At 37.8% G+C, this 23,571-nt stretch carries 22 protein-coding genes and 1 other annotated feature (1 of these 23 cut by a window edge); of the genes, 18 read left to right on the top strand and 4 right to left on the bottom strand.

Features of this window, described 5'->3' with window-relative positions:
• The first annotated feature begins 75 nt into the window (after positions 1–75).
• From EPL02_RS13990 to EPL02_RS13965, 6 genes are all read left to right on the top strand, one after another.
• Positions 76–1,038 carry a carbohydrate ABC transporter permease gene (locus EPL02_RS13990; RefSeq protein WP_094912108.1) on the top strand — a complete coding sequence of 321 codons (963 nt, stop codon included), beginning with the start codon at positions 76–78 and terminating at the stop codon, positions 1,036–1,038.
• Positions 1,038–1,865, top strand: a complete 828-nt coding sequence (locus EPL02_RS13985; protein ID WP_094912109.1) for a carbohydrate ABC transporter permease — start codon at positions 1,038–1,040, stop codon at positions 1,863–1,865. The genes EPL02_RS13990 and EPL02_RS13985 overlap by 1 nt, the downstream gene beginning before the upstream one ends.
• A 62-nt stretch (positions 1,866–1,927) precedes the next feature.
• Entirely contained in the window at positions 1,928–3,223 is a 1,296-nt protein-coding gene (locus EPL02_RS13980) for an ABC transporter substrate-binding protein (RefSeq protein ID WP_131888038.1), read from the top strand.
• A gap of 109 nt (positions 3,224–3,332) precedes the next feature.
• Entirely contained in the window at positions 3,333–3,662 is a 330-nt protein-coding gene (locus EPL02_RS13975; RefSeq protein ID WP_131888037.1) for a metal-sensitive transcriptional regulator, read from the top strand.
• A gap of 17 nt (positions 3,663–3,679) precedes the next feature.
• Positions 3,680–3,886 carry a copper chaperone CopZ gene (gene copZ, locus EPL02_RS13970; RefSeq protein ID WP_094912112.1) on the top strand — a complete coding sequence of 69 codons (207 nt, stop codon included), beginning with the start codon at positions 3,680–3,682 and terminating at the stop codon, positions 3,884–3,886.
• Between the two features lie 76 nt (positions 3,887–3,962).
• Positions 3,963–6,368 carry a heavy metal translocating P-type ATPase gene (locus tag EPL02_RS13965; protein ID WP_094912113.1) on the top strand — a complete coding sequence of 802 codons (2,406 nt, stop codon included), beginning with the start codon at positions 3,963–3,965 and terminating at the stop codon, positions 6,366–6,368.
• Positions 6,369–6,526: 158 nt separating this feature from the next.
• On the opposite strand, the gene EPL02_RS13960 is transcribed toward EPL02_RS13965, so the two are convergent.
• Positions 6,527–7,768, bottom strand: a complete 1,242-nt coding sequence (locus EPL02_RS13960; protein ID WP_131888036.1) for an erythromycin esterase family protein — start codon at positions 7,766–7,768, stop codon at positions 6,527–6,529.
• 145 nt (positions 7,769–7,913) lie between these two features.
• On the opposite strand from EPL02_RS13960, the gene fosB reads away from it, so the two are divergent.
• Both fosB and EPL02_RS13950 read left to right on the top strand, forming a co-directional pair.
• Positions 7,914–8,342, top strand: coding sequence for a metallothiol transferase FosB (gene fosB / locus EPL02_RS13955; protein WP_131888035.1), 429 nt, complete (start codon positions 7,914–7,916; stop codon positions 8,340–8,342).
• 82 nt (positions 8,343–8,424) lie between these two features.
• Positions 8,425–9,501: a dipeptide epimerase gene (locus EPL02_RS13950; RefSeq protein ID WP_131888034.1), complete on the top strand. Its 1,077-nt coding sequence runs from the start codon at positions 8,425–8,427 to the stop codon at positions 9,499–9,501.
• Positions 9,502–9,583: 82 nt separating this feature from the next.
• On the opposite strand, the gene EPL02_RS13945 is transcribed toward EPL02_RS13950, so the two are convergent.
• Complete coding sequence (locus EPL02_RS13945; RefSeq protein ID WP_256993378.1) at positions 9,584–9,709, bottom strand: YvrJ family protein; 126 nt, start codon at positions 9,707–9,709, stop codon at positions 9,584–9,586.
• A gap of 156 nt (positions 9,710–9,865) precedes the next feature.
• On the opposite strand from EPL02_RS13945, the gene EPL02_RS13940 reads away from it, so the two are divergent.
• From EPL02_RS13940 to EPL02_RS13900, 9 genes are all read left to right on the top strand, one after another.
• A complete protein-coding gene (locus tag EPL02_RS13940) occupies positions 9,866–10,429 on the top strand; it encodes a DUF3267 domain-containing protein (protein WP_131888033.1) in 564 nt (187 codons plus the stop codon).
• 175 nt (positions 10,430–10,604) lie between these two features.
• Complete coding sequence (locus tag EPL02_RS13935) at positions 10,605–11,285, top strand: transaldolase family protein (RefSeq protein ID WP_094912118.1); 681 nt, start codon at positions 10,605–10,607, stop codon at positions 11,283–11,285.
• Positions 11,286–11,383: 98 nt separating this feature from the next.
• Entirely contained in the window at positions 11,384–12,049 is a 666-nt protein-coding gene (locus EPL02_RS13930) for a DUF4867 family protein (protein ID WP_131888032.1), read from the top strand.
• Between the two features lie 36 nt (positions 12,050–12,085).
• Entirely contained in the window at positions 12,086–13,864 is a 1,779-nt protein-coding gene (locus tag EPL02_RS13925; RefSeq protein ID WP_094912120.1) for a solute:sodium symporter family transporter, read from the top strand.
• A 30-nt stretch (positions 13,865–13,894) separates the two neighbouring features.
• Complete coding sequence (locus tag EPL02_RS13920; RefSeq protein WP_131888031.1) at positions 13,895–15,928, top strand: alpha-glucosidase; 2,034 nt, start codon at positions 13,895–13,897, stop codon at positions 15,926–15,928.
• Between the two features lie 132 nt (positions 15,929–16,060).
• A complete protein-coding gene (sftI, locus tag EPL02_RS13915; protein WP_094912121.1) occupies positions 16,061–17,407 on the top strand; it encodes a sulfoquinovose isomerase in 1,347 nt (448 codons plus the stop codon).
• A gap of 30 nt (positions 17,408–17,437) precedes the next feature.
• Complete coding sequence (locus tag EPL02_RS13910; protein ID WP_094912122.1) at positions 17,438–18,172, top strand: GntR family transcriptional regulator; 735 nt, start codon at positions 17,438–17,440, stop codon at positions 18,170–18,172.
• 24 nt (positions 18,173–18,196) lie between these two features.
• Positions 18,197–19,630, top strand: a complete 1,434-nt coding sequence (locus tag EPL02_RS13905; protein WP_094912123.1) for an aldehyde dehydrogenase family protein — start codon at positions 18,197–18,199, stop codon at positions 19,628–19,630.
• Positions 19,631–19,701: 71 nt separating this feature from the next.
• Complete coding sequence (locus tag EPL02_RS13900) at positions 19,702–20,604, top strand: AEC family transporter (RefSeq protein ID WP_131888030.1); 903 nt, start codon at positions 19,702–19,704, stop codon at positions 20,602–20,604.
• 422 nt (positions 20,605–21,026) lie between these two features.
• Here the strand turns inward: EPL02_RS13900 and EPL02_RS13895 are convergent, their stop codons facing one another.
• Positions 21,027–21,272 (bottom strand): hypothetical protein, encoded by a 246-nt coding sequence (locus tag EPL02_RS13895; protein ID WP_025910872.1) that lies wholly within the window; start codon positions 21,270–21,272, stop codon positions 21,027–21,029.
• 109 nt (positions 21,273–21,381) lie between these two features.
• On the opposite strand from EPL02_RS13895, the gene EPL02_RS13890 reads away from it, so the two are divergent.
• Positions 21,382–21,864, top strand: a complete 483-nt coding sequence (locus tag EPL02_RS13890; protein ID WP_131888029.1) for a GNAT family N-acetyltransferase — start codon at positions 21,382–21,384, stop codon at positions 21,862–21,864.
• A 41-nt stretch (positions 21,865–21,905) separates the two neighbouring features.
• Here the strand turns inward: EPL02_RS13890 and thrS are convergent, their stop codons facing one another.
• Complete coding sequence (gene thrS / locus EPL02_RS13885; RefSeq protein ID WP_061785810.1) at positions 21,906–23,102, bottom strand: threonine--tRNA ligase; 1,197 nt, start codon at positions 23,100–23,102, stop codon at positions 21,906–21,908.
• A gap of 302 nt (positions 23,103–23,404) precedes the next feature.
• Positions 23,405–23,571 (bottom strand) — a binding site (T-box leader); it runs 55 nt beyond the window's last position.

Raw genomic sequence — 23,571 nt, 5'->3', positions numbered from 1 at the left:
CCTTTTTGTCAATGTAATCGGTTTCAAAAAGGTTCATGCTGCACTAAAATGAGAGCATATAGGAGGTGCGGTTACATGGAGAGCCAAAGCAAATTGCAAGAAAAAGAAGTAATTTCAGTACAAAAAACAAAACAAACGCAGTCGTCAATTCGCACAAATAATCGTAAAAAGTGGAAAAAAGCAGGAATATTTACCTTGTTTGTAGGGCCCGTCTTTTTAGCATTTAGTATGATTGTTTTATATCCATTTTTATCTGGTGTTTATTACGCCTTTACAAATTGGAATGGTGTAACAGGAAATATTGAGTGGGTAGGGTTAGATAACTTTAAATACTTACTTTTTGAAGATAAGCAATTTCATGCTTCCTTCATTCTAACCGCGAAGTACACCGTTGTCGCTATTTTATTAACAAATGTGGTCGGATTTAGCCTAGCTTTACTGGTCACACAGATGCTTAAGACAAGAAATATTTTAAGAACAGTTTTCTTCTTGCCTAACTTAATTGGCGGACTATTACTGGGATTTGTATGGCAATTCATTTTTATTCGAGGTTTTTCGTCTATCGGTCAATTAACGGGTTGGTCACTTTTTGAGCTTCCTTGGTTAGGAGATGCTAATACTGCATTTTGGGGAATTGTTATTGTCAGCGTATGGCAAGGCGCAGGGTATATCATGATTATCTACGTAGCAGCTTTGCAAAACGTTCCGCAAGAGCTTCTTGAAGCAGCAAGAATTGACGGGGCAAACCGTTGGCAAACACTTCGCCATATTACACTACCAATGGTAGCACCAGCCGTCACAATTTGTTTATTCTTAACTATTTCGTCCTCATTTAAAATATTTGATGTAAACTTATCATTAACAAACGGTGGTCCGTTTAAATCAACAGAAATGTTAGCGCTTAACATTTATACAGAGGCTTTCGTTAATAACCGTTATGGTATTGGAGAAGCAAAAGCACTGATTTTCTTCTTAATCGTAGCAGGTATTACAACGCTTCAAGTTATGTATACGAAGAAGAAGGAGGTTGAATCTTAATGGGCAACAAGTATACAGGAAAGACGTTTATTATTGAAATCTTAGCAATTGTCTTAGGTTTAATCTTCCTTGCTCCGTTTTACTATGTTATTGCTAACTCATTAAAGCCGTTTGCAGAAATTTTAACCAATACATCAGCTTTACCATCGGCTTTTCAATGGCAAAACTACGTAACAGCTTTTGAAAGAATGGATTACTTACGAGTTTTCAAGAATTCACTAATTATTACAGTAGCAAGCAACCTAGTTATTGTGATCTTTTGTTCAATGGGAGCATATATGCTTGTACGTACAAAATCAAAGTTCAGTAATTTTATCTTTTTGCTCTTCGTAGCAGCCATGGTTATTCCTTTCCAATCAATTATGATTCCTTTAGTAAAAGCGGCAAGTTCATTTGGATTAATGAACAGCATTTGGGGACTAGTTGTGATGTATCTAGGATTTGGTTCTGGGTTAGCAATCTTCTTATATCACGGGTTCATTAAAGGGATACCAGTGGAATTAGAAGAAGCAGCAATTATTGATGGGTGCTCCACGTTTGGTGTATTTTGGAGAATTGTATTCCCTTTATTAAAGCCAATTACGGTAACGATTATTATCTTAAACAGCTTATGGATTTGGAACGATTTCTTATTACCATTACTTGTTCTGCAAGATCCATCATTACGTACAATTCCACTAGCAACGTTTTTCTTCTTTGGACAATACACAAAGCAGTGGGATTTAGCACTAGCAGCATTAATGTTAAGCATCATTCCATTATTAATCTTTTTCTTTTCGATGCAAAAACATATTATCAAAGGAATTACAAGTGGGTCTATTAAATAATAAACTTGGAACCTATGCTCATAATTAATGAGCATAGGTTCCAAACATAGGAGGAACCAAACATGAAACTAAAAAAACTTCCCTTAGCAGCAGGTGTACTATCAGCATCTCTTTTATTTACAGCAGCGTGCTCTAGCGATAGTTCGTCTGGAGATAATGCAAGCGGTGGCGCAAAAGGTGATCAAGTTGTTGTTGATATTTTCCAAGGAAAAGTTGAGATTGCAGATCAGCTAAAAGCATTAACGGATCAATATACAAAAGAAAATCCAAACGTAACATTCAACATTGAAACAGTTGGAGGCGGTGCAGACGGTGCAGCAGCACTAAAAGCGAAGTTTGCTTCTGGAAATGAGCCTGATATCTTCTCAAACGGTGGCTATCAAGAAGCCGTTACCTGGAAAGACAAGCTTGAAGATTTATCTGATGAGCCTTGGGTGAAAGATGCATTTGATAATACGTTAGATCCAATGACGATTGACGGCAAGGTATATGGTCAGCCGATGAACTTAGAAGGATACGGCTTTACGTATAACAAAGAGCTTTTTAAAAAAGCGGGCATTAAAGAAGTACCACAGACGTTAGATGAACTAGAAGCAGCAGCTAAGAAGTTAAAAGCAGCGGGAATCACGCCGTTTTCAATTGGATATGGTGAATGGTGGGTATTAGGAAATCATGGTTTAAACATTCCATTCTCTGCTCAAGAAGACCCTGATGCTTTTATCAAGAGCTTAAACGAAGGTACTGGAAAAATTTCAGGTAACCAGCAGTTTAAAGACTATATTAAGCTATTAGATTTAACAATTAAGTATGGAAATAAAAACTCGTTGACAACGGATTACAATACGCAAGTAACAAACTTTGCAACGGGTGAAGCAGCTATTATTCAACAAGGAAACTGGATTCAGCCAATGCTTGATAAAATTAATCCAGACTTAGATTTAGGTGTTATGCCAATGCCTCTTGGTGACGGTGGGAATGTGAAAGGGAAAATCTCAGTTGATGTACCAAGCAGCTGGGTTGTTCATAATGGTGCACCAGAAGCAGATAAAGAAGCAGCAAAAGATTTCTTAAACTGGATGGTAACATCGGAAGAAGGCAAGCGTGCACTTGTAGAAGAGTTTAAGTATGTTCCTGCATTTAAGACAATTGAAGCGGACGCAAAAGATATCGGTCCATTAGGTGCGGAAATCTTAAAGTACTCTGAAGAAGGACAAACAATGCCTTGGCAGTTTATGAAGTTCCCGGATGGTGTGAAAGAAGAATTTGGTGCTTCACTTCAAGAGTATGTTGGTGGTCAAGTAACGGAAGAAGAATTGTTTAAATCATTTGAAAGTACTTGGGATAAACTAAAAAAATAACTTAATGTATAAGAGCTTCTCCTGTAGTGGAGAAGCTTTTTATTGTACATAATACTTTACATAGGGTGGGGGGGTACATTATAATTCAATTATGAAAGGTGGTTTTTGGATGGAAGAAAACCGTGGGTCGGAAGTAAAAGTAGATTGCCATGCAGGTAATGCAAGGCGAAGTCATCATTCTCCAGAAGTAAAGAAAAACTTAACGAGTCGCCTTAATCGAATTGAAGGACAAATTCGGGGAATTAAAGGGTTAATTGATAAGGATACGTACTGTGATGATGTCATTACGCAAATATCGGCTGTTCAGTCAGCTTTAAATAGTGTCAGTAAAATTTTATTAGAAGGTCATTTAAAGCACTGTGTTGTAGAAAGAGTACAAGAGGGCGACGAGCAAGTAGTAGATGAGTTATTAACAACAATTAAAAGATTAATGAAATAAAAAAGGAGCTGGAAAAGATGGAACAAACAGTATTATCAGTACAAGGTATGTCTTGTGGACATTGTGTAAAAGCAGTTGAAGGTGCAGTATCAGAATTAAGCGGTGTAAAAAGTGTAAAGGTTAATTTAGAATCAGCAACGGTTGAAGTTGAATATGATGAAAGTAAAGTCAGCCTTGAAACGATTAAAGAATCAATTGATGATCAAGGCTATGACGTAGCGTAAAATCGCGTGCGAATAACTTCGCACGTTCTCTTTTAAAAATTAATATACCTATATAGGGTATATGAGGAGGGGTTCTATGAAAAGCCAAAAAGACATTACGTTACGTATAGAGGGTATGACGTGCTCAGCCTGTGCAAGCCGAATTGAAAAAAGTTTTAAAAAAATAGATGGAGTTGAAGATGCAGCTGTTAACCTTGCATTAGAAAAAGCAACAATTCGCTATACACCTGAAGTAGTTCAGCCACGCGTTTTTGAAGAAAAAGTGCAGAATCTAGGATATGATGTCATTTATGAAACAGAAGAACTAGACATAACCGGGATGACCTGTGCAGCTTGTTCAAGCAGAATCGAAAAGGTATTAGGAAAGCAGCAGGGAATTGCTCATGTAAACGTGAATCTTGCATTAGAAACGGCAACTCTAAAATATAATGAAGAACAAATTGATCTATCTACCATCATTAATAGAATTGAAAAATTAGGATACGGTGCGTCTTTAAAGGCTGAAAAAAACGAAAATATCCGTGAAAAAGTAACCAATCAACAAGAGCTCAAATTTTTAATTGCAGCAATATTAAGTATCCCGCTACTTTGGGCCATGGTTAGTCACTTTTCCTTTACGGCCTTTATTCCTGTACCGCCGATGTTTTTAAATCCATGGTTTCAAATGGCCCTTGCTACGCCAGTTCAATTTCTTATCGGTGGACAGTTTTATGTTGGAGCCTATAAAGCGCTAAGGAATAAAAGTGCAAATATGGATGTTTTGGTGGCTTTAGGAACGAGCGCTGCTTATTTTTACAGCGTTTATTTATCGATTCAATCCATTGGTTCAAATGCTCATATGATTGAACTTTATTATGAAACAAGCGCAATCTTAATTACCCTTATTTTACTCGGGAAATTATTTGAAGCTAAAGCAAAAGGGCGCTCTTCAGAGGCAATTCGAACGCTTTTAAGTTTACAAGCAAAAACGGCAATTGTAGAGCGAGAAAATCAACAGGTTGAAATCCCTATTGAAGAAGTGAAGCACGGAGACGTTGTTTATGTGAAGCCAGGCGAAAAAATTCCAGTAGACGGTGAGGTAATAGAAGGACAATCTGCAATTGATGAGTCCATGCTAACAGGAGAAAGTATTCCGGTTGAAAAATCGATTGGTGATGATGTGACGGGAGCCACAGTGAACAAAAATGGCTTTTTAAAAGTAAAAGCAACAAAAGTGGGAAAAGAAACAGCCCTTGCACAAATTATAAGAGTTGTGGAAAGCGCACAAGGTTCTAAAGCCCCTATTCAACGCGTGGCTGACCGTATTTCAGGTATTTTTGTTCCCATTGTTGTAGCAATAGCAATCGTTACGTTTTTTGTTTGGTATATGGTGCTTGATCCTAGTGACTTTGCTTCAGCGCTTGAAAAAATGATTGCTGTACTTGTAATTGCCTGCCCTTGTGCATTAGGTCTAGCTACCCCAACGTCAATTATGGCAGGATCAGGTCGAGCAGCCGAACTAGGTGTTTTATTTAAAGGCGGTGAGCATCTAGAAGCAGCTCATGAAGTAGATACGATCGTGTTAGACAAAACTGGTACCGTGACAAAGGGTGAGCCACAAGTAACGGATATTGTGACGGAAACAGGCGCAAGCCAAGAAAAGCTTTTACAGCTTGTTGCCTCTGCTGAAAGTCAGTCTGAGCATCCATTAGCACGCGCCATTGTCAAAAAGGCTTCTGAACAAAATCTTAGTTTGCTAAAAATTTCAGCTTTTGAAGCAATACCTGGACATGGTATAAAAGCGATTATAGAGGATGAGGAAATTTTAGTGGGTACGAGAAAGCTTATGTCTGATTCTGGTATTGAAGTTGCGGGTGTTGAATCACTCATTTCAGAAATTGAGTCTCAGGGGAAAACGGTTATGCTAATTGCTTTAAACAGTGAATATGCAGGGTTTGTAGCAGTTGCTGATACGGTTAAAGAAACGTCAGCGAAAGCTATTAAGGCCCTAAAAGAAATGGGACTTCACGTTGTGATGATTACAGGTGATAATAAGCAAACAGCAAATGCTATTGCTAATGAAGTGGGAATTCATCATGTGCTTGCTGAAGTATTACCAGAAGAAAAAGCAGCCGAAATTCAAAAGCTGCAGGCTCAAGGGTCAAAAGTGGCAATGGTTGGTGACGGCTTAAATGATGCACCGGCTCTAGCAGTGGCTGACGTTGGAATGGCGATTGGAACCGGTACGGACGTTGCGATTGAAGCAGCAGACTTAACGCTTATGAGAGGTGACCTTACAAGCATCGTTCATGCTTTGCAAATGAGTAAAGCAACAATGCGTAACATTAAACAAAATCTCTTTTGGGCATTCGGCTACAATACTATTGGAATTCCAATTGCTGCAATAGGATTTTTGGCACCGTGGTTAGCTGGAGCAGCCATGGCGTTCAGTTCTGTATCCGTTGTGTTAAATGCGCTGCGTTTGCAGAAAATGAAGATTTAGAAGACAGACGGGAACATAAGGAATTCAGCTAATGATAAACCTGAACGATTAAAAGGAAAGAATTTTTAATCGTTCAGGTTGTTTTAATTGTGAAAACAATGTTGGGAACGAGTTTAGACAACGTAAAGAAATTTTTTCTTTTTTGAACATTTGTTCTGTTATTTCTCACCTTCTTTTTTGAATGGAGGAGGTGAAACTTTTTGCACAAAAAGAGCTCCATCCATTTGTTCGCGGGGCGTAATTAATGTTTGCATGGTTCCGCTATCTAAGAAAATCGTTTTTTTGAATATCCATTCGTTTTCCCGTTGCTTTTGTAGTTGAGAAAAATCTACAAACGTAGTAGGTGAATTCACCTTAGAGAGGTAGTCTTCCAAACTTTTTTTAGGTGGCTTGCTTAGTTTATAAGCTTGACCCGTATCTGTTATAGTTTCGCCTTCATACATAAACAGACCCATATAGTAAGAGTCATTCTGAAGGGTTTTTGATATCTTAGAGCCCATTGGTTCAAACTTTGAAAAGAACGAACGGAAATTTTTAAAAATATGCATGTTATGAGCCCAAATGATGATTTTTTCATTTGGATAAAGTTCATTGCACAACCATTCAACATTTTCACAAAGTCGTTGTTCACGCACTTTTTTATAAGTGCGATGATCTTCTGTCAGGTGATTCAGAAAATATAAGCGGTTAGCTAACGAACGCTGCATGACGTATAGATAAGTTTCTTTAGCTTGTTCTCGTTCATTAAGAAGGTGAAATTGAATTGATTTTATCAGATCGTTAACCTTTGTGATTGCTTGTTCTTTAAAATGTTTAAAGAGCTGCAACACATCGTTTGGTACTTTTTTTCGTGCCGCTGTATATTGACCAATTTTGTAGTACCACTCATATGCACCTCGTTCAATAAATTCAAATGCTTGTAGCTGTTCTTCTGTAACCAATGGCTGTAATTTTGCTACAAATCTTAAAAAGGTGTCAGGGGTTGAAGAAGGGTTTATATCAATTCCAGCTAAACGAAATTCTTGTCTTTTTAATAGATGAAAAAGGGGCTCGGTATCTTCTGTTGCCCATAAAGAATAAATACTATTTTTCATGAAAGCTCCTGGTGTTGACGCTTCTTTCAATTCATTTGCTCCGTATGCCTCAGCAAGGCCGCTTTCGAATGCCAATACGTTAAAACCCATCTCTTTATGCAAGAATGAAATTATCTTTTCTTTTAACATGGTGTGTTCACGAATGAAGTGCCCATTTTCACCAAGCCAGACAATTCGTTTATCTTGAATAACTGACTTTAAAAATGAAAAGTCTTGAGAAGCACAATCTATAGGCTCAGCTAGACGATATGAATGTGCTTCTAGCCAATTAATGACTTCCTTTTCTCTCACTTTACTAAAAAACATGAGACACCACCCTTTGTATAAATTACTTATTTAGTATACAAAAATAGGAAGAAAATTTAAAATAATAAGATAAAAACAAAAATGATATGGTAGTATATGTATATAGTTAGTGGTTCTACTATCTAGACAAAAGGTGGAGGACAACATGATTCAAGGAATAAATCACTGCTGCTTTTCAGTATCTAATTTAGCTGAGTCAATCGGTTTTTATGAGCAGGTCCTAGGTGCTAATCTTCTTGTTACTGGCACAGCCACAGCTTATTTGGATTTAAATGGTTTATGGATAGCGTTAAATGAAGAGAAACATATTCAAAGAAATGAGATTCACGATTCCTATACCCATTTTGCGTTTTCAATTAAAGCTGGAGATTTAAAATGTTTTGAGACAAAACTAGCGGCTTATCATGTACCAATTTTAAAAGGAAGAACAAGAGATGAGCGTGATAGAGAATCAATTTATTTCACGGACCCAGACGGGCATAAGTTTGAAGTACATACGGGCACGTTAGAAGACAGACTTCGCTATTACAAAGAAACAAAACCTCATATGGTATTCGCTGAAGAAGGGAAATGAACGAGTGGCTCTTACCTATAAGTATGTGGGGAAAACGCAAACACAAGTAATAATTTTGGATTAAAAAGTGGGAGTGTGCCAAATGATTATTAAAAACCTTGAAGTAAAGCATGAAACCATTCCGTTAAAAGTACCATTTAAAACAGCGCTCCGAACAGCCACAGAAATTGAAAGCGTTGAAGTGATTATTACGTTAGAAAATGGAATAACGGGTAGAGGAGCGGCTGCCCCAACGTATGTGATTACAGGTGATTCGTTAGAGAGCATTTTAGCAGCTCTTAAAGGGCCTATTAAAGCTGCGATAATTGGAAGAGATGTTAAAGAATTTCAACTGTTACTTCAAAGCGTACAGTCTTGCTGTATAGGAAATACTAGTGCTAAAGCTGCTGCTGATATTGCTCTTCACGACGCATATAGTAGATTGATAGAAGTTCCGCTTCATACTTACTTAGGGGGTAAAAAAACACTTTCCACCTGTATGACCATTGGTGTAGACACTCCAGAGAAGATGACGAAAGCTGCTAAATCAGCCGTAGCTGACGGCTTTCAAGTACTTAAAATAAAGGTTGGGGCGAATCCAGAGTTAGATATTGAACGCATACAGAAAATTCACGAAGCTATTCCTTCATACATAAAGCTTCGTTTAGATGCAAATCAAGGTTGGCGTGCGAAACAAGCTGTGCAGATTATTCATGAGATGGAAAGTAGAAACTTTAACATTGAGTTTATTGAACAGCCAGTTCCTTCCTATGATTTAGATGGCCTAAAGTTTGTGACTAATCGGGTTTCTACACTTATTATGGCAGATGAAAGCTTGTTTTCAGTAAAGGACGCGTTAAAGCTTGTCGCAGGGCGCTATGTAGATTTATTAAATATTAAGCTTATGAAGTGCGGTGGAATAAACGAAGCATGGAAAATTGCGAGTATTGCAGAAGCAAACGGTGTGGGTTGTATGATTGGTAGCATGATGGAACCTTGTTTTTCTGTAGGGGCGGCAGCACACTTTGCAGCAGCACATCCAAATGTTCAGTACTTTGATTTAGATGCTCCCTTGTGGTTAGATAGCGATCTGGATGTGTTAAGTTATCAAGGTGACCAAGTCATCTTATCTTCACTTCCAGGAGTGGGAGCTATGCAATCTACTTTACAAGGAAACTAAAAAAAGTGCCAGCTAATAGCATAATCTAGTTGGCATTGTTGTCTTTTTTGCTGAATGTTTGAAAATATAAGCTTGTACGTTTTTACTGCGCGTCTTTTTTTTTCTCCTCGATGATAGTTGCAATATGGTTGATAGTTTTGGTCAAGTCATCAATTTTTTTCTCAAAGCGAATGAGCAAATAAAAGGCGACCGCAATTGGAAAACCCACATTGGCGATAACATTTAACCAGCTTTCGATTAGAGGCACCTCCTTAATATGGACTTGCTATATCATATGCAGTCTTTCACAAAGGGTTCATTATGCTGAAAATAAGTTCTTATATACGTTTTTATTGTTGTTAAATGGAAAGGGGGAAGATTTTCCTTGGAGCAAGAAGTTTCCATTTTTTTAGATCCCAAAGATGTTAATAGAAAAGCATCTTATTACACATTGGGGGTTGTATTGCTTAGTACGATTGTTTACACATGGCTTTGGGGATTAGAATTTACCATTACTTTAATGTTCTTTTTTAAGTTTATCGGTTTTTATTTTTTATTGATTTTTCTTCATGAATTGCTTCATGGAATTGGTTTTTTGTGGTTTGGAAAGGTAAATTTATCAGATTTAAAGTTTGGTTTTATTTGGAAACACATGATTTGTTACGCACACTGTAAAGTTGCCATTCCTATGCGAGCTTTTCGCATGGCACTGTTGTTACCTGTACTTCTTACAGGATTTGTTCCGCTCATTATAGGATTGGTAGTTGGCAACGGCATGCTTGTAGCAATCTCAACATTATTAGTTGGGGGCGGTGCTGGAGATTGGCTTATTTATCGTTCAATCCGCTCATTTTCTAAAGATACGCTGGTAAAAGATCATAAAGATAATATTGGTTGTACGGTTTATTTTTGTAATGAAATGAATGAAAATAAAAACATCAATATATAGATTAAAAAGCGCATGAATTTCTTCATGTGCTTTTTGTATAAAAAAATTTCAAAAAAAGACTTGAAATTTTGGATACGTTTTCATATTATTATAAACAAAGGTAATTACTTTTAAAAAAAGATACCTATGTTATGATGTTTAGTAAATAATTATAATAAACAAGGGGATGGAAAAAATGAAATATTTTTTAGACAGTGCAATCTTAAATGAAATTACATATGCTTATGAGAATTGGGCAATTGATGGAGTGACAACTAATCCACGACACATAATGAATAGCGGTAAACCATTTTTAACGGTGTTAGATGAGCTAGCAAAAGAGTTTGAAGGCGTTGCAAATTTTCCAATTTCAGCAGAGATCAATCCACATTTAGATGATGCGAAAGAGATGGTTCATGAAGGTAGAAAAATTGCTCAACTTTCACCAAACTTTATTATTAAAATTCCATGCACAGAGCCTGGATTGATTGCGGCAAAAGAACTTGAAAAAGACGGAATATCAACTAACGTTACGCTTGTCTTTTCTCCATCTCAGGCATTGCAACCGGCTAGAGTTGGTGCCAAATTCGTTTCTCCTTTTGTAGGCTGGAAAGAAAATAGTGGAGACGATGCGACAGCTTACATTCAAGATATTATTAAAATCTATCAAAACTATAATTACGAAACAGAAGTTATCGTAGCAGCGTTACGAAACGGTAAGCAAATTGCAGATGCGGCAAAAGCAGGTGCTCATATTGTGACGTGTGGGTTTGATGTGTATAAAGAAAGCTTCTATCATCCATTTACAGATTATGGGTTAGATAAATTTAGAAAAGCATGGGATAATACAATTACCGAACAAACGGTTTTAAAGTAATATACTAGATAAATAGAAAGCTCCTCTTAGTAGCATTATCAATAATCCTTAGAGGAGCTTTTTAGATAAGCATTTTACAACAAAGGAAGCGATTGTTGATGTCTAAGTTTGAGCAGTTAAAAAGCCTGAATTCACACCTATCTTTTTATCATGTAGAAGAAAAACAATTTAAGAATTATGGGAAGGTTATCACAGACTATAATTTTGATGAAATAAAGGCTTATATGGAAGAGATACAAATTCCTAGCGAGGGAAATATATACGTAGCTTCAGACAGTATAATGGAAGAAAAATCATTAAAGAAGCAGATTGAAGCAAATTCATATGGTCAGATGCCTATCCAAATTGGTTACTGTAATGGTTTAAATACTTCTTTAAACGGGCTGGAGTATCATCAAGGTAATGAAATTAATTTTGCTGTAACCGATATGGTTTTGTTGCTAGGGAAGGTGCAAGATATTTCAGAAGGGTTATATGACTCTAAAAATGTAGACGCTTTCTTTATTCCGGAAGGGACCGCTGTAGAGCTATATGGTACAACGCTTCATTTTGCTCCATGTAAAGTAACAGATGAAGGGTTTAAAACGATTGTTATTTTGCCAAAAGGAACGAACGAACCTTTAGCTGGTGGAGTGGATAGTAAAAGTGATCAGCTGCTTTTTATGAAGAATAAATGGCTTTTAGCTCATCCAGATCGTAAAATACTCATTGATAAAGGTGCACACCCTGGAATAAAAGGTGATAATATACAAGTTAATTACTGAATATTAAAGCAAATATTGGTGTAGGGGGAATAAAACGTGCAAAATCAAAGTCCATTATTTACACTTCTGTCCTGTTTAGTGTTTATGGCACTACTCGGTTGGTGGACGTATAAAAAGACAAAGGGTACAAACACCACAACGGAAGGATACTTTTTAGCAGGGCGTGGCTTGTCCGGTGGATTTATTGCTGGAGCTTTAATTTTAACGAACTTATCTGCAGAGCAAATGATTGGGTTAAATGGTCAATCGTATGCAGCGAACATGACAAATATGGCTTGGGAAGTAACAGCGGTTATTGCAATTGTTATTATGACGCTTATCTTACTACCTCGCTATTTAGGCGGAGCATTTACAACACTACCACAGTTTTTGAGAGATCGTTATGATGAAGGCGTAAGGCGTTTAGCTGTTTTACTATTTATGTTAGGGTACGTCCTTGTTACGATTCCTTCTACTTTATATTCAGGTGCATTAGCTCTGATGAAACTGTTTGATATTCCGAGTTTACTAGGAATTTCTTATATCCAATCCGTTTGGTTAATGGTTTGGACTATTGGGATCATTGGCGCATTCTTTGCTATTTTCGGAGGAATGAAAGCCATTGCGGTTTCCGATACGTTTATTGGAATCGGTTTAATCATCGTTTGTTCCATTATTCCTTTAATCGGATTGTTTCAATTGGGCGATGGAAGTATCGGTGCGGGGCTTAAGACCATTACAACTGTACATCCAGAAAAGATGAATGCAGTTGGATCCAGTACAGATTCTGTGCCTTTTTTAACAATTTTTACAGGAATGATTTGGGCAAACCTATTTTATTGGGGAACCAATCAGTATGCAATTCAGCGTACCCTTGGAGCGGCTAATCTAGCTGAGGGACAAAAAGGAGTATTATATACAGGATTTTTTAAACTATTAGTTCCAATCTTTATGATGATTCCGGGTATCATTGCCTTCCACTTATATGGAGGGGACATGAATCCTGTAGACTTAGCATTTCCGACTTTAGTATCTAATATTTTACCTTGGTATTTACAGGGATTCTTTTTAGTGGTGCTGCTGGGAGCAGTATTTAGTACCTTTAATGCTCTTATTAACTCAGCAGCTACGATGTTTGCTTTAGACGTGTATAAACCGCTTCGTCCAAACGTAACGGATCAAAAGTTACTTAGTTTAAGTAAATGGTTCGGGGCCGTGTTAGCGCTTGTTAGTTTCTTTATTTCCCCGCTACTAATGTTTGCTCCGGATGGACTATGGGAGTTAATTCGTCGCTTTACAGGATTCTTTAATATTCCTGTGATTGCCATTGTATTAGTCGGTATCTTTGCAAAGCGTGTGCCAGCAGTTGCTGCAAAAGTCGCGATTGGTTTTCATGTTGTTACATACTACATGCTTTTATGGGGAACCAATCATTTATTTGGATTTAAAGTAGATATTAACTTTATTCATGTTTACGCTATTCTTTTCTTTACCGAAGTAGCGATGATGTTGATTATTGGAAAGATTTCACCAAGAAAAGAAGCATGGAACTTCATTCCTAGACCAAAAGTAGATATGAAGCCGTGGAAATATTCACTGCTTGTCTCAATCGTATTACTTGGTTTAATGTTTGCATTTTACATTGTCTTTTCACCAATTGGCTTAGCCTATGCAGGTGGCGTGGTTTCTCCGTATTTCTGGCCAGCACTTTTAGGATTGTTTGTGGTTACCGCTATTTTGGGCTATGTCTCTTTGACGAGATGGAATAAAAAGTATGGACAATATGTAGAAAAAAATACAACTGTTAAGACAGATAATAAGCAGTTTCCCGCTTAATAAAAATGTAAGGTAAAGGAGAACGGCTATATGTTAAAGACAACAATGACAGGGATTTATTTAAAGGAAATTGATAACGGATTTGAGCTGTTTTTTAACAATCAACTTTTTATAAAACACACAGTTGAAAAACCTAGTATATTTGTTGGAGTTGGGGAAGAAAACATTGAAATGTATCGAGGCAATTTCAATATACAAGACTACCTGGTTGAACGCATGGGCTTAAAGTGCGCTGCAATTACTCCAACTGATAGTGGTTATACAATTCAATTCTCTACATTTAAAGGTGAAGATCCGATTCTTCTTGTTGGTATCACAGAAGAAGAAGGGCGTTTAAAGTTAGAGTATACGCAACTAGACGAATCGATCAATCGCTTTTGGCTTCGAGTTGCAGCTGATAAATTAGAAAAAGTATACGGGTGCGGAGAGCAGCTTTCACATTTTAATATGAGAGGTAAAAACTTTCCACTTTGGACTTCTGAACCTGGTGTAGGGCGCAATAAAAAAACGTATACGACGTGGCAAGCTGATGTTAAAGATAAAGCCGGAGGGGATTATTACAATACTAATTACCCTCAACCTACATTCGTTTCTACGAAAAAGTACTATTGCCATGTAGAAACAACTGCGTACGCAGATTTTGATTTTCGTAATCCAAATTTTCATGAGCTTCAGATATGGGAAATTCCTCAATACGTATTATTTGAGACGGCAGATACGTATTTGGAGCTAGTTGAAAAGATGACGGCAGTTTTCGGTCGTCAGCCTGAGCTTCCTGATTGGGTATATAATGGCGTAACTTTAGGCATTCAAGGTGGAACGGAAGTTGTTGAAGAAAAGCTAAACAAAGCGTTAGAGAAAGGTGTTAAAGTTGCTGGGGTATGGTGTCAGGACTGGCAAGGTAAACGCATTACGTCTTTTGGTAAGCGACTAATGTGGAACTGGGAATGGAATCAAGATGAATATCCGAAACTAGATCAAAAAATAGTAGAATGGAAACAAAAAGGCATACGCTTTTTAGGCTATATTAATCCTTACGTAGCGGTTGAGGGACAGTTATATAAGGAGGCAAATGAGAAAGGGTATTTAGCATTAAACGAAGCTGGTGAAACGTACTTAGTAGACTTTGGAGAGTTTTACTGTGGTGTCGTTGATTTCACCAATGAAGAAGCGACTGAGTGGTATAAAAAGGTTATTCAAACAAATATGATTGAGTTTGGGTTAGATGGTTGGATGGCTGATTTCGGAGAGTATTTGCCAACAGATGTAGTGCTTAAAAATAAGGAAGATGCGAAAAAAATGCACAACGCGTGGCCAACACTTTGGGCAAAAACAAATTATGAAGCCGTTTCTGAAGCAGGTAAACTTGGAGAAGTCGTTTATTTTATGCGAGCTGGCTATACGGGTATTCAAAAATATTGTACGCTCCTGTGGGGAGGAGATCAAAGTGTTGACTGGTCTCTGGACGACGGATTAGCTTCTGTGATACCAGCAGCACTGTCATCTGGTATGACAGGATGTGGATTACACCATAGTGACATTGGTGGTTATACAAGTCTTCATGGAAATAAGCGTTCAAAGGAACTGCTGTTAAGATGGACTGAGATGGCAGCGTTTACACCTTTTATGCGAACTCATGAAGGAAATCGTCCCGATGATTGCTTCCAATTCGACGGAGATGATGAAACGTTAGAACACTTAGCAAAAATGACGACTGTATATACAACATTGGCACCGTATACAAAGACACTTGTAAAAGAAAATGCTGATCGCGGTATACCTGTACAGCGTCCACTGTTTATGCATTATGAACAAGATCAGAAAGCTTATGAGATTCAGTATCAATATTTGTATGGTCAGGATCTATTAGTAGCACCTGTACACCAAGAGTTACAGACAAAATGGGATGTGTATCTACCAGAGGATGACTGGGTTCACCTGTGGAGTGGTAAGGAGTATCAAGGTGGAGAAGTTTCAGTTGAAGCACCTATCGGTTATCCACCAGTTTTTTATCGTAAAAGTTCAGAATGGAAAGCTTTATTTGAAAAAATTTCTACTCTGTAAAAAAAACAGAAAAAACTGCCGGTTTCTTCAGCAGTTTTTTCTGTTTAGTTAAAAAAGATCACTAAAAGGTAGTGATGTATGATATAATCATTATGATGAATGAGAGAAACAAGGAATAAAGGGGAAAAGTTTATGTTAAATACATCTGTTTTATATTTGCCAATCGGGAGAAAAACATTTGATATTGAAATGGCAGAACAATATCGCAAGCAAAGTGAAAATTGGCTGCAAGCATCTTGTGCCAAAGTTATAGCACCAAATGAAATTCTTACATCTGTAGAAGAGTTAGAAGACTTTCTACAATCAATTCGTCATGAGTCAATTGATACTTTACTATATCAAAGCGTAACGTTTGCCGATGGAGAGTTTATGGTGAAAACGCTTGAATATTTTACAAATCCTGTTGTGGTATGGTCTGTTCGAGAACCAAGTGTTGGCGGTCGCTTGCGACTAAACTCGTTAACAGGTGGCAATAGTACAAGTAACGTACTTAGAAATCATAACCATCCATTCTCATTTGTATTTGGAAACCCTGATGAAGAACAGCTGCAGCGCAAGTTAACTAAACAGCTTAGCGTAATGCGTGTCATTCAATCATTAAAAGATATGAAGGTTGGAGTAGTCGGAGATTATCCACCTGGATTCTTCTTCTCTCAAGCCGATGAAGATGAACTGCATCAAGCATTTGGTGTTACCTTAAAAAAAGTAGATTTGCAAAAAGCATTTAAAGAATGTATTCATATTCCAAAGTCAGAATGGGTTGGAGAAGTAGATCGTGCTGAACAACAAGTAATAGGGCTGAAGCGCGATGATGAAACCGTGCAAAAGTTTGCTCAATTTTCTACTTATATAAAACGAGAGATTGAGAAGGAAGGTTTTACATCACTTGCTATGCGATGTTGGCCAGATTTTTTCAATGATCTAGGAGCAGCACCGTGCTCAACTCTGTCTCAGTTCACAGAGGATGGAATGGTAACATCATGCGAATCTGATATTCATGGATCAATTTCCATGTTTATCTTAAGAGAATTAGCCAACGGAAACGCTCCATATTTGGGAGACTTAGTTCACATTGATGAAGAGAAAAATTCAGCTGTATTTTGGCACTGTGGAGCTGGTGCTTATTCGTTAGCCCGTCCAGATACTGGAGCTACAGCTGGTGTTCATCCTAACAGAAAGATTGGCTTGGCAATGGACTTTGGGTTAAAAGCTGGAGAAGTAACGATGTTCCGAGTAAGTCATACACCAGACGGTTATCGTTTATTAATTATGAAAGGAACGGCGCTTGACGTTGAACAGCCTTTTACCGGTACGTCAGTTGAAGTAGAATTAGCTACGGATGTAACGGAGACTTTATATGATTTAATGCATGCAGGTTACGAGCCACATTTTGCATTAGTATACGGTGACGTAGTAGATGAACTTAAAGAGTTAGGAAGAATTTTAAACATCGAAACCAATTTATATACTGGATGTTAAAAGGTTATAAGAAAAGGGTGATACAAGAAAGTGAAAGCAATTATAGATCCTACCAAAAACATTGCGCTATATTTGCAGGTTAAAGATATTCTTGTAAAGCGTATTCAAGAGAAAGTATGGCCTCCTAATACACTAATTCCAACTGAACAAGAATTGATGGAAGAGTTTGAAGTTAGTCGTACAACCTTACGTCAAGCAATCACAATGCTTGTGCAAGACGGTCTGCTGGAGAAAAAGCAGGGGAAAGGAACGATTGTCAAAACACAGCCATTAATAGGGGGAAGCTTAGGTAAGTTGAAAGGATTTGCAGAAGAAGCAATTGAAAGAGGGTTAACGCCTGAATCAAAGTTAATTCGAGCAGAATTTAAAAAAGATCTTTATTATGAAAAAACAAAGTTGGGGATAGCTGATGATGAAGAAATTCTAGTCATTGAGCGCGTACGGTTTGCTGATGAAGTGCCAATTGCGATTGAAAGGTCTTGTTGGCCGGTTCATATCGGAAAAATTTTGAATAAAGAGGATTTAAATAGAGCTAAATTTTATGAAGTCTTAGAAAGTGAAGGGATTTTATTAAAGCGTGCAAAAGAAAAGATATCTGCAATGAATGCTACCATTTACGAAGCTGATTTATTAGGTATTAGAGCGGGAGAATCTCTCTTGGAAATGACAAGGTTGAGCTTTGGTTTTGATGATAAGCCTATTGAGTTTACAACTACAAAGTTTCGTAGTGACAAGTACCATTATGATATTGAATTAACGAGATAACAAACATTTTGGGGAGTGGGAGACATGGTAAATACGGCAAGCGTAAAGCAATATGGGTTATATGTAGATGGAGAATGGATTGAGACTAAAAAAGAAATGGATGTTCTTGATAAATATACGCAAGAAACAGCTGCAAGAATAGCAGTTGCCGAAAAACATCACGTTAATCAAGCTGTTCAGGGAGCAAAGAAAGCACTTGAAACCTCATTTTCACCATATGCGCGATACGAAGTATTAATGAAGGTGGCTGAATTGTTAGTAGCCAGAAAAGAAGAATTTGCACAAATATTAGCGATTGAGGTCGGTAAACCAATTCGTGAATCAAGAGGCGAAGTAGAACGTGCTGCTCAAACACTGCAGCTATCTGCTGAAGAAGCTAAGCGTATTCATGGAGATGGAGTTCCTGTTGAATCCGCAGCTGGCTCTGAAAATCGAATGGCATTTACGGTTCGCGTGCCGGTTGGCGTTATCGCTGCGATTACACCGTTTAACGTACCGCTCAATTTGGTGTGTCATAAGATTGGACCAGCACTAGCAGCTGGAAATACTGTTGTACTAAAACCTGCTGAGGTAACCCCTATTTGTGCATTAAAGTTAGCAGCTTTATTTGAGGAAGCAGGATTACCTACAGGACGCTTACAAGTTGTAACCGGAGATGGTGAACAAATTGGTACATGGCTATTAGATAATCCAGACGTTAATATGTTCACTTTTACTGGTAGTCCCCGCGTTGGAGAGTTCATTCGCTCAAAAGCAGGTCTGCGAAAAGTGGCGCTGGAACTAGGAAACAATTCAGCAACGGTTGTTCATAGCGATGCTAATATAGAACAAGCTGCTTCTCTAATTTCTCAGAAAAGCTTTAACAATGCAGGTCAAGTGTGTATTTCTGTGCAGCGCGTGTATGTACATGAAGCCGTTTATACAGCATTTATTGAAAAGCTTAAAGAAAAAACAGCAAAGTTAATTGTAGGAAATCCAATGAGCGAAGAAACTGATATCGGCCCGATGATTCGATTAAAAGAAGTTGAGAGAGTCGACGCTTGGGTTCAAGAAGCAAAGAGTCAAGGGGCAACTGTTGAAATAGGCGGAAAAGCAAGCGGTTCCTTTTATTTACCAACGGTTTTAACTAACGTAAAGGATGATATGAAGGTTTGCCGTCAAGAAATATTTGGCCCTGTGGTTGCTGTTGCGACATATACTGAAATTGATGAAGTAATTGCTAGAGTGAATGATTCAGAATATGGTCTTCAAGCAGGCTTATTTACAAACGATTTAAGCTTTGCGATGAAAGCTGCTCGTGAAATTGAAGTTGGTGGTTTAATTGTTAACGATGCTTCAGCTTACCGAGTGGATCATATGCCGTATGGTGGTGTGAAAAACAGCGGTAGTGGTAAAGAAGGACCAAAATACGCAATAGAAGAAATGACGGAAGAGCGTATCATCGTTTTAAATCTATAATAACAGCAGAGGCCTATGTATAAACAAGGCCTCTACTTCTGTATAAAAACATAATAGTGAAGGTGCAAACAATGGAATTTTTATTTGTATTAATCCCGATATTTGGAATATTTGCGCTTGGATTTATTGGACAAAAGCGGATTGGATTTGATACGAAATCCATTTCCACAATGGCTTTATACTTAATGTCTCCTGTTTTAGTGTTCCGAACCTTTTATACGACTGTGTTTAACCAAGAGTATGTGTATTTTATTTTATATACGTTTGGCCTTTGTTTTCTACTGATTAGCGTGGTATTTATCTTATCGTGGATAAATCGCTACACAAACTCACAAACGTGTGGAATGATTCTAGCTTCTGCTTTTATGAATAATGGAAATTACGGCACGCCGGTTGTATTATTACTTTTTGGCGCAACGGGGCTTGAGTCGGCTATTATACTGATGGTTATTCAGCAGCTCGTGATGTGTACAATTGGTGTATATTATGCTGCTAAAGGAGGGAAAGGGACAAGTGGAATAAAAGAGTCACTGCGTGCGGTTAAGCGAATGCCAATTATATATGGTGCAATTGTTGGAGTAATGTTTCAGCTCTTACATATAGAACTTAGTAAGTCAGTTTATCAAGCAGTTGATTTAGTTGCTAATGCCGCTATCCCGACAATTATGGTTGTGCTGGGAATGCAGCTTGCTACTATATCCGTTCGAAATTTAGCCAAGAAGAAATTATCTTTCTCCCTTGCTATTAAGCTAGCTATTTCCCCGGTTATTGCATACGTTTTAACGTTGTTTCTCCCGGTTGATGACGTGACAAAGCAAATTATGATTATCATGGCTGCTATGCCTACAGCTGCCAATACAACGATGTATGCCATGCAATTCGACACGGAACCGGAGTTTGTCTCGGTTGCTACACTATTCAGCACGTCTTTAAGCTTAGTGACGTTACCCATTGTGTTTTGGATTGTACTGTAGATATAAGTTAAAAGCTGAAAGGATAGATAATATGCAGAAGCAACAGTCCTATGTAATCAAAAAATACGTTAAGTGGCTTTTCATACTTACATTTATCGTTTTTCTTTTCATGTATTTACTTTATGGTTTTTCGCACTATGTAACCGGAGTTTGTTTTTTAATTTCATTTGTGACGGGCGTTTCATTTTTAATGAGAGAATATACGACTTATTTAGATCATTAAGATGCGATGCACTAACAACAGTTTACTTATATGTTACTATATTCATAGTGGAAAATTATAGGGGGATGATTGATGAATCAATTATTTACTTTATTTCTTTCCGATTTGTTAGCTACTATTCCGCTTTTTATAAGTATAAATCTTTTAAGAGTATAGGTTTACTAATAGGTAAAAAAGACATGGCATAAGCCATGTCTTCTTAATAATAGTAACCATATGGTGGATAGTAAGGGTATGGTGGATAAGGGTATGGGCCGAAGCCGCCACCGTAAAGAGAGCTAGCAAGTAATCCGCCAGCTAATCCTCCTAAGAACGGAGCTCCAAAGATAAATGGTCCTCCGAAAGGACGTCCGAATGGTCTGCCAAATGGACGACCGAAGCCGCCTGGTCTGCCATAAGGTCTGCGAAAATCGTGCTCAGTGTATACGTGTTGGTTTTGATACATAACAATACCTCCTTTTTCTTTAGAAGTATATGCAACAGCCTACAAAACGTTTGGGCAGTAATCTTGTTTAGGTAGATTATTTTTTAAAAAACATAAAGGAGAAAAAGCTATGAATTCATATTCGGTAACAAAGGCAGTTGAAAGTGATTTTTTATCATTTTCAGAGCTGAAAAATCAAGTGCAGAAGCTTCATATTAAAGGAAGGCCTGATTTATATGAGAAGAAGGATTCAACCTTGTCCCGTGGTGAATATCAACAATGGCTTGAATCGGCTGAAACAGAATTACTAGTCGTACGAGATACAGAGAAGTCTGTCGTTGGATATGTGATCCTTGATTTTAAAAAGGCAGGAGATACTAATCCCATTTTAAAAAACCGGTGCACTTTATTCATTCGAAGCATCGGTATTAGTGAGGATCATCAAAGCAAAGGAATTGGTAAGTTATTAATGAATAAAATCGTTAAATATGGCAGAGAAAAGTCAGTAGAGGCTATTGAACTAAACGTATTAGAATTCAATGATCGCGCGATTCAATTTTATGAAAATATAGGATTTACTACTAAAAGTCGTCAGATGGAACTGTTGTTTTAAAAAAGGAAGCGCTCAGTATGGTTATATTGAGCGCTTTTATTTTATCTATTTTGTGCAAGCTCCAGTAAAAAATCATCAAATTTTAGGGAGTGCTGACTATTATCCGTGCGTTTTCGAATAGCAAGGCTGCTATTCGCTACTTCTTGATCGCCAATAATTACGATATAAGGAGCTTTTCTTAGCGTGGCTTCCCTAATTTTAAGGCCAATCTTTTCTTTTCGGCTATCAACTTCAACCCGTCTTCCATGCTGACGTAAGCGCTGTGCAACTTCATTTGCGTAGTCTATATGAGCATCAGCAATCGGCAGAATTTTCACTTGAACAGGTGCAAGCCAAAGAGGGAAGTCTCCACCGTAATGCTCGATTAAAATACCCATAAATCGTTCGATTGAACCGTAAACTGCGCGATGAATCATTACTGGGCGATGAGGGGTGTTATCTTCTCCGATATATGTGCAGTCAAATTTTTCAGGCATTTGAAAATCGAGTTGAACTGTTCCACACTGCCAGCTTCGGCCAAGGGAGTCTAAAATATGAAAATCAATTTTAGGTCCGTAGAACGCTCCGTCTCCTCTATTAATTTCGTAAGCTAATCCTCGTGCTTTTAAGACATTTTCAAGAGACGCTTCCGCTTGTTCCCACATGCTTAAATCTCCCATGTATTTTTCAGGGCGTGTTGAAAGTTCAACTTTATATTCAAAGTCGAACTGTTCATAAAATTCATGAACTAGCTTCAAGACACCATTAAGCTCTGCTTCGATTTGAGCAGGCGTAACAAATAAGTGTGCGTCATCCTGCGTAAATGAGCGAACGCGAAACAAACCGTTTAAAGATCCAGATAGTTCATGTCTGTGTACGAGTCCAAGTTCAGCATAACGAACCGGAAGCTCTCGGTAGCTTCTACGTTTGCTGTTAAACAATAAAATTGCGCCGGGGCAGTTCATTGGCTTTAGGGCATAGCTCTGTTCATCTACGTTTGAAAAATACATATTTTCTTGATAGTGGTCCCAGTGTCCAGATTGTTCCCATAAATGTTGCTTCATCATAATGGGTGTTTGAATCTCCGCATATTCAGCTTGAATATGCTTTTGTTTCCAATCGTTAACGAGTTCGTTTCGAATAGACATGCCGTTTGGTAAGAAAAATGGCATGCCGGGTGCTTCTTCCAGAGTCAAAAAGAGTTCAAGCTCTTTTCCTAACTGCTGATGGTTTTGTTTTTCAAGTTTTGCGTTTTTCATGTTTTTTCCTCCCAATAATTAAATAAAAAAACGCACTCATCCCAAAAGAAGGGACGAGTGCGGTCGTGGTACCACCCTAATTTCACGACAAATAAGCGTCGTGCTCAAAAGTGATAACGGATCTCCCGATTACGGATAGTTTGCAAAGCATTTCCCCGCAATAGCTCAAAGATGGTAAATCAACTTTGCTTTTAAAGGGCTCACAGCCAAAGGCCCCAGTCTCTGGATAAAAGGTAAAAGAAGATTCGTATTCTTATCAACGCCATCTATAAAATTGTATAAAAAAACGCACTCATCCCAAAAGAAGGGACGAGTGCGGTCGTGGTACCACCCTAATTTCACGACAAATAAGCGTCGTGCTCAAAAACGATAACGGATTTCCCGATTACGGATAGTCTGCAAAGCATTTCCCCGCAATAGCTCAAAGGTGGTAAATCAACTTTGTTTCTAAAGGGCTTGCAGCCAAAGG

The sequence above is a fragment of the Bacillus sp. CBEL-1 genome, from assembly GCF_004348885.1.
In the GTDB taxonomy this organism is placed as follows: domain Bacteria; phylum Bacillota; class Bacilli; order Bacillales; family Bacillaceae_H; genus Priestia; species Priestia aryabhattai_A.
Note: the sequence above shows the minus strand (reverse complement) of the source record. Positions and strands in the feature narration are given on the sequence as shown.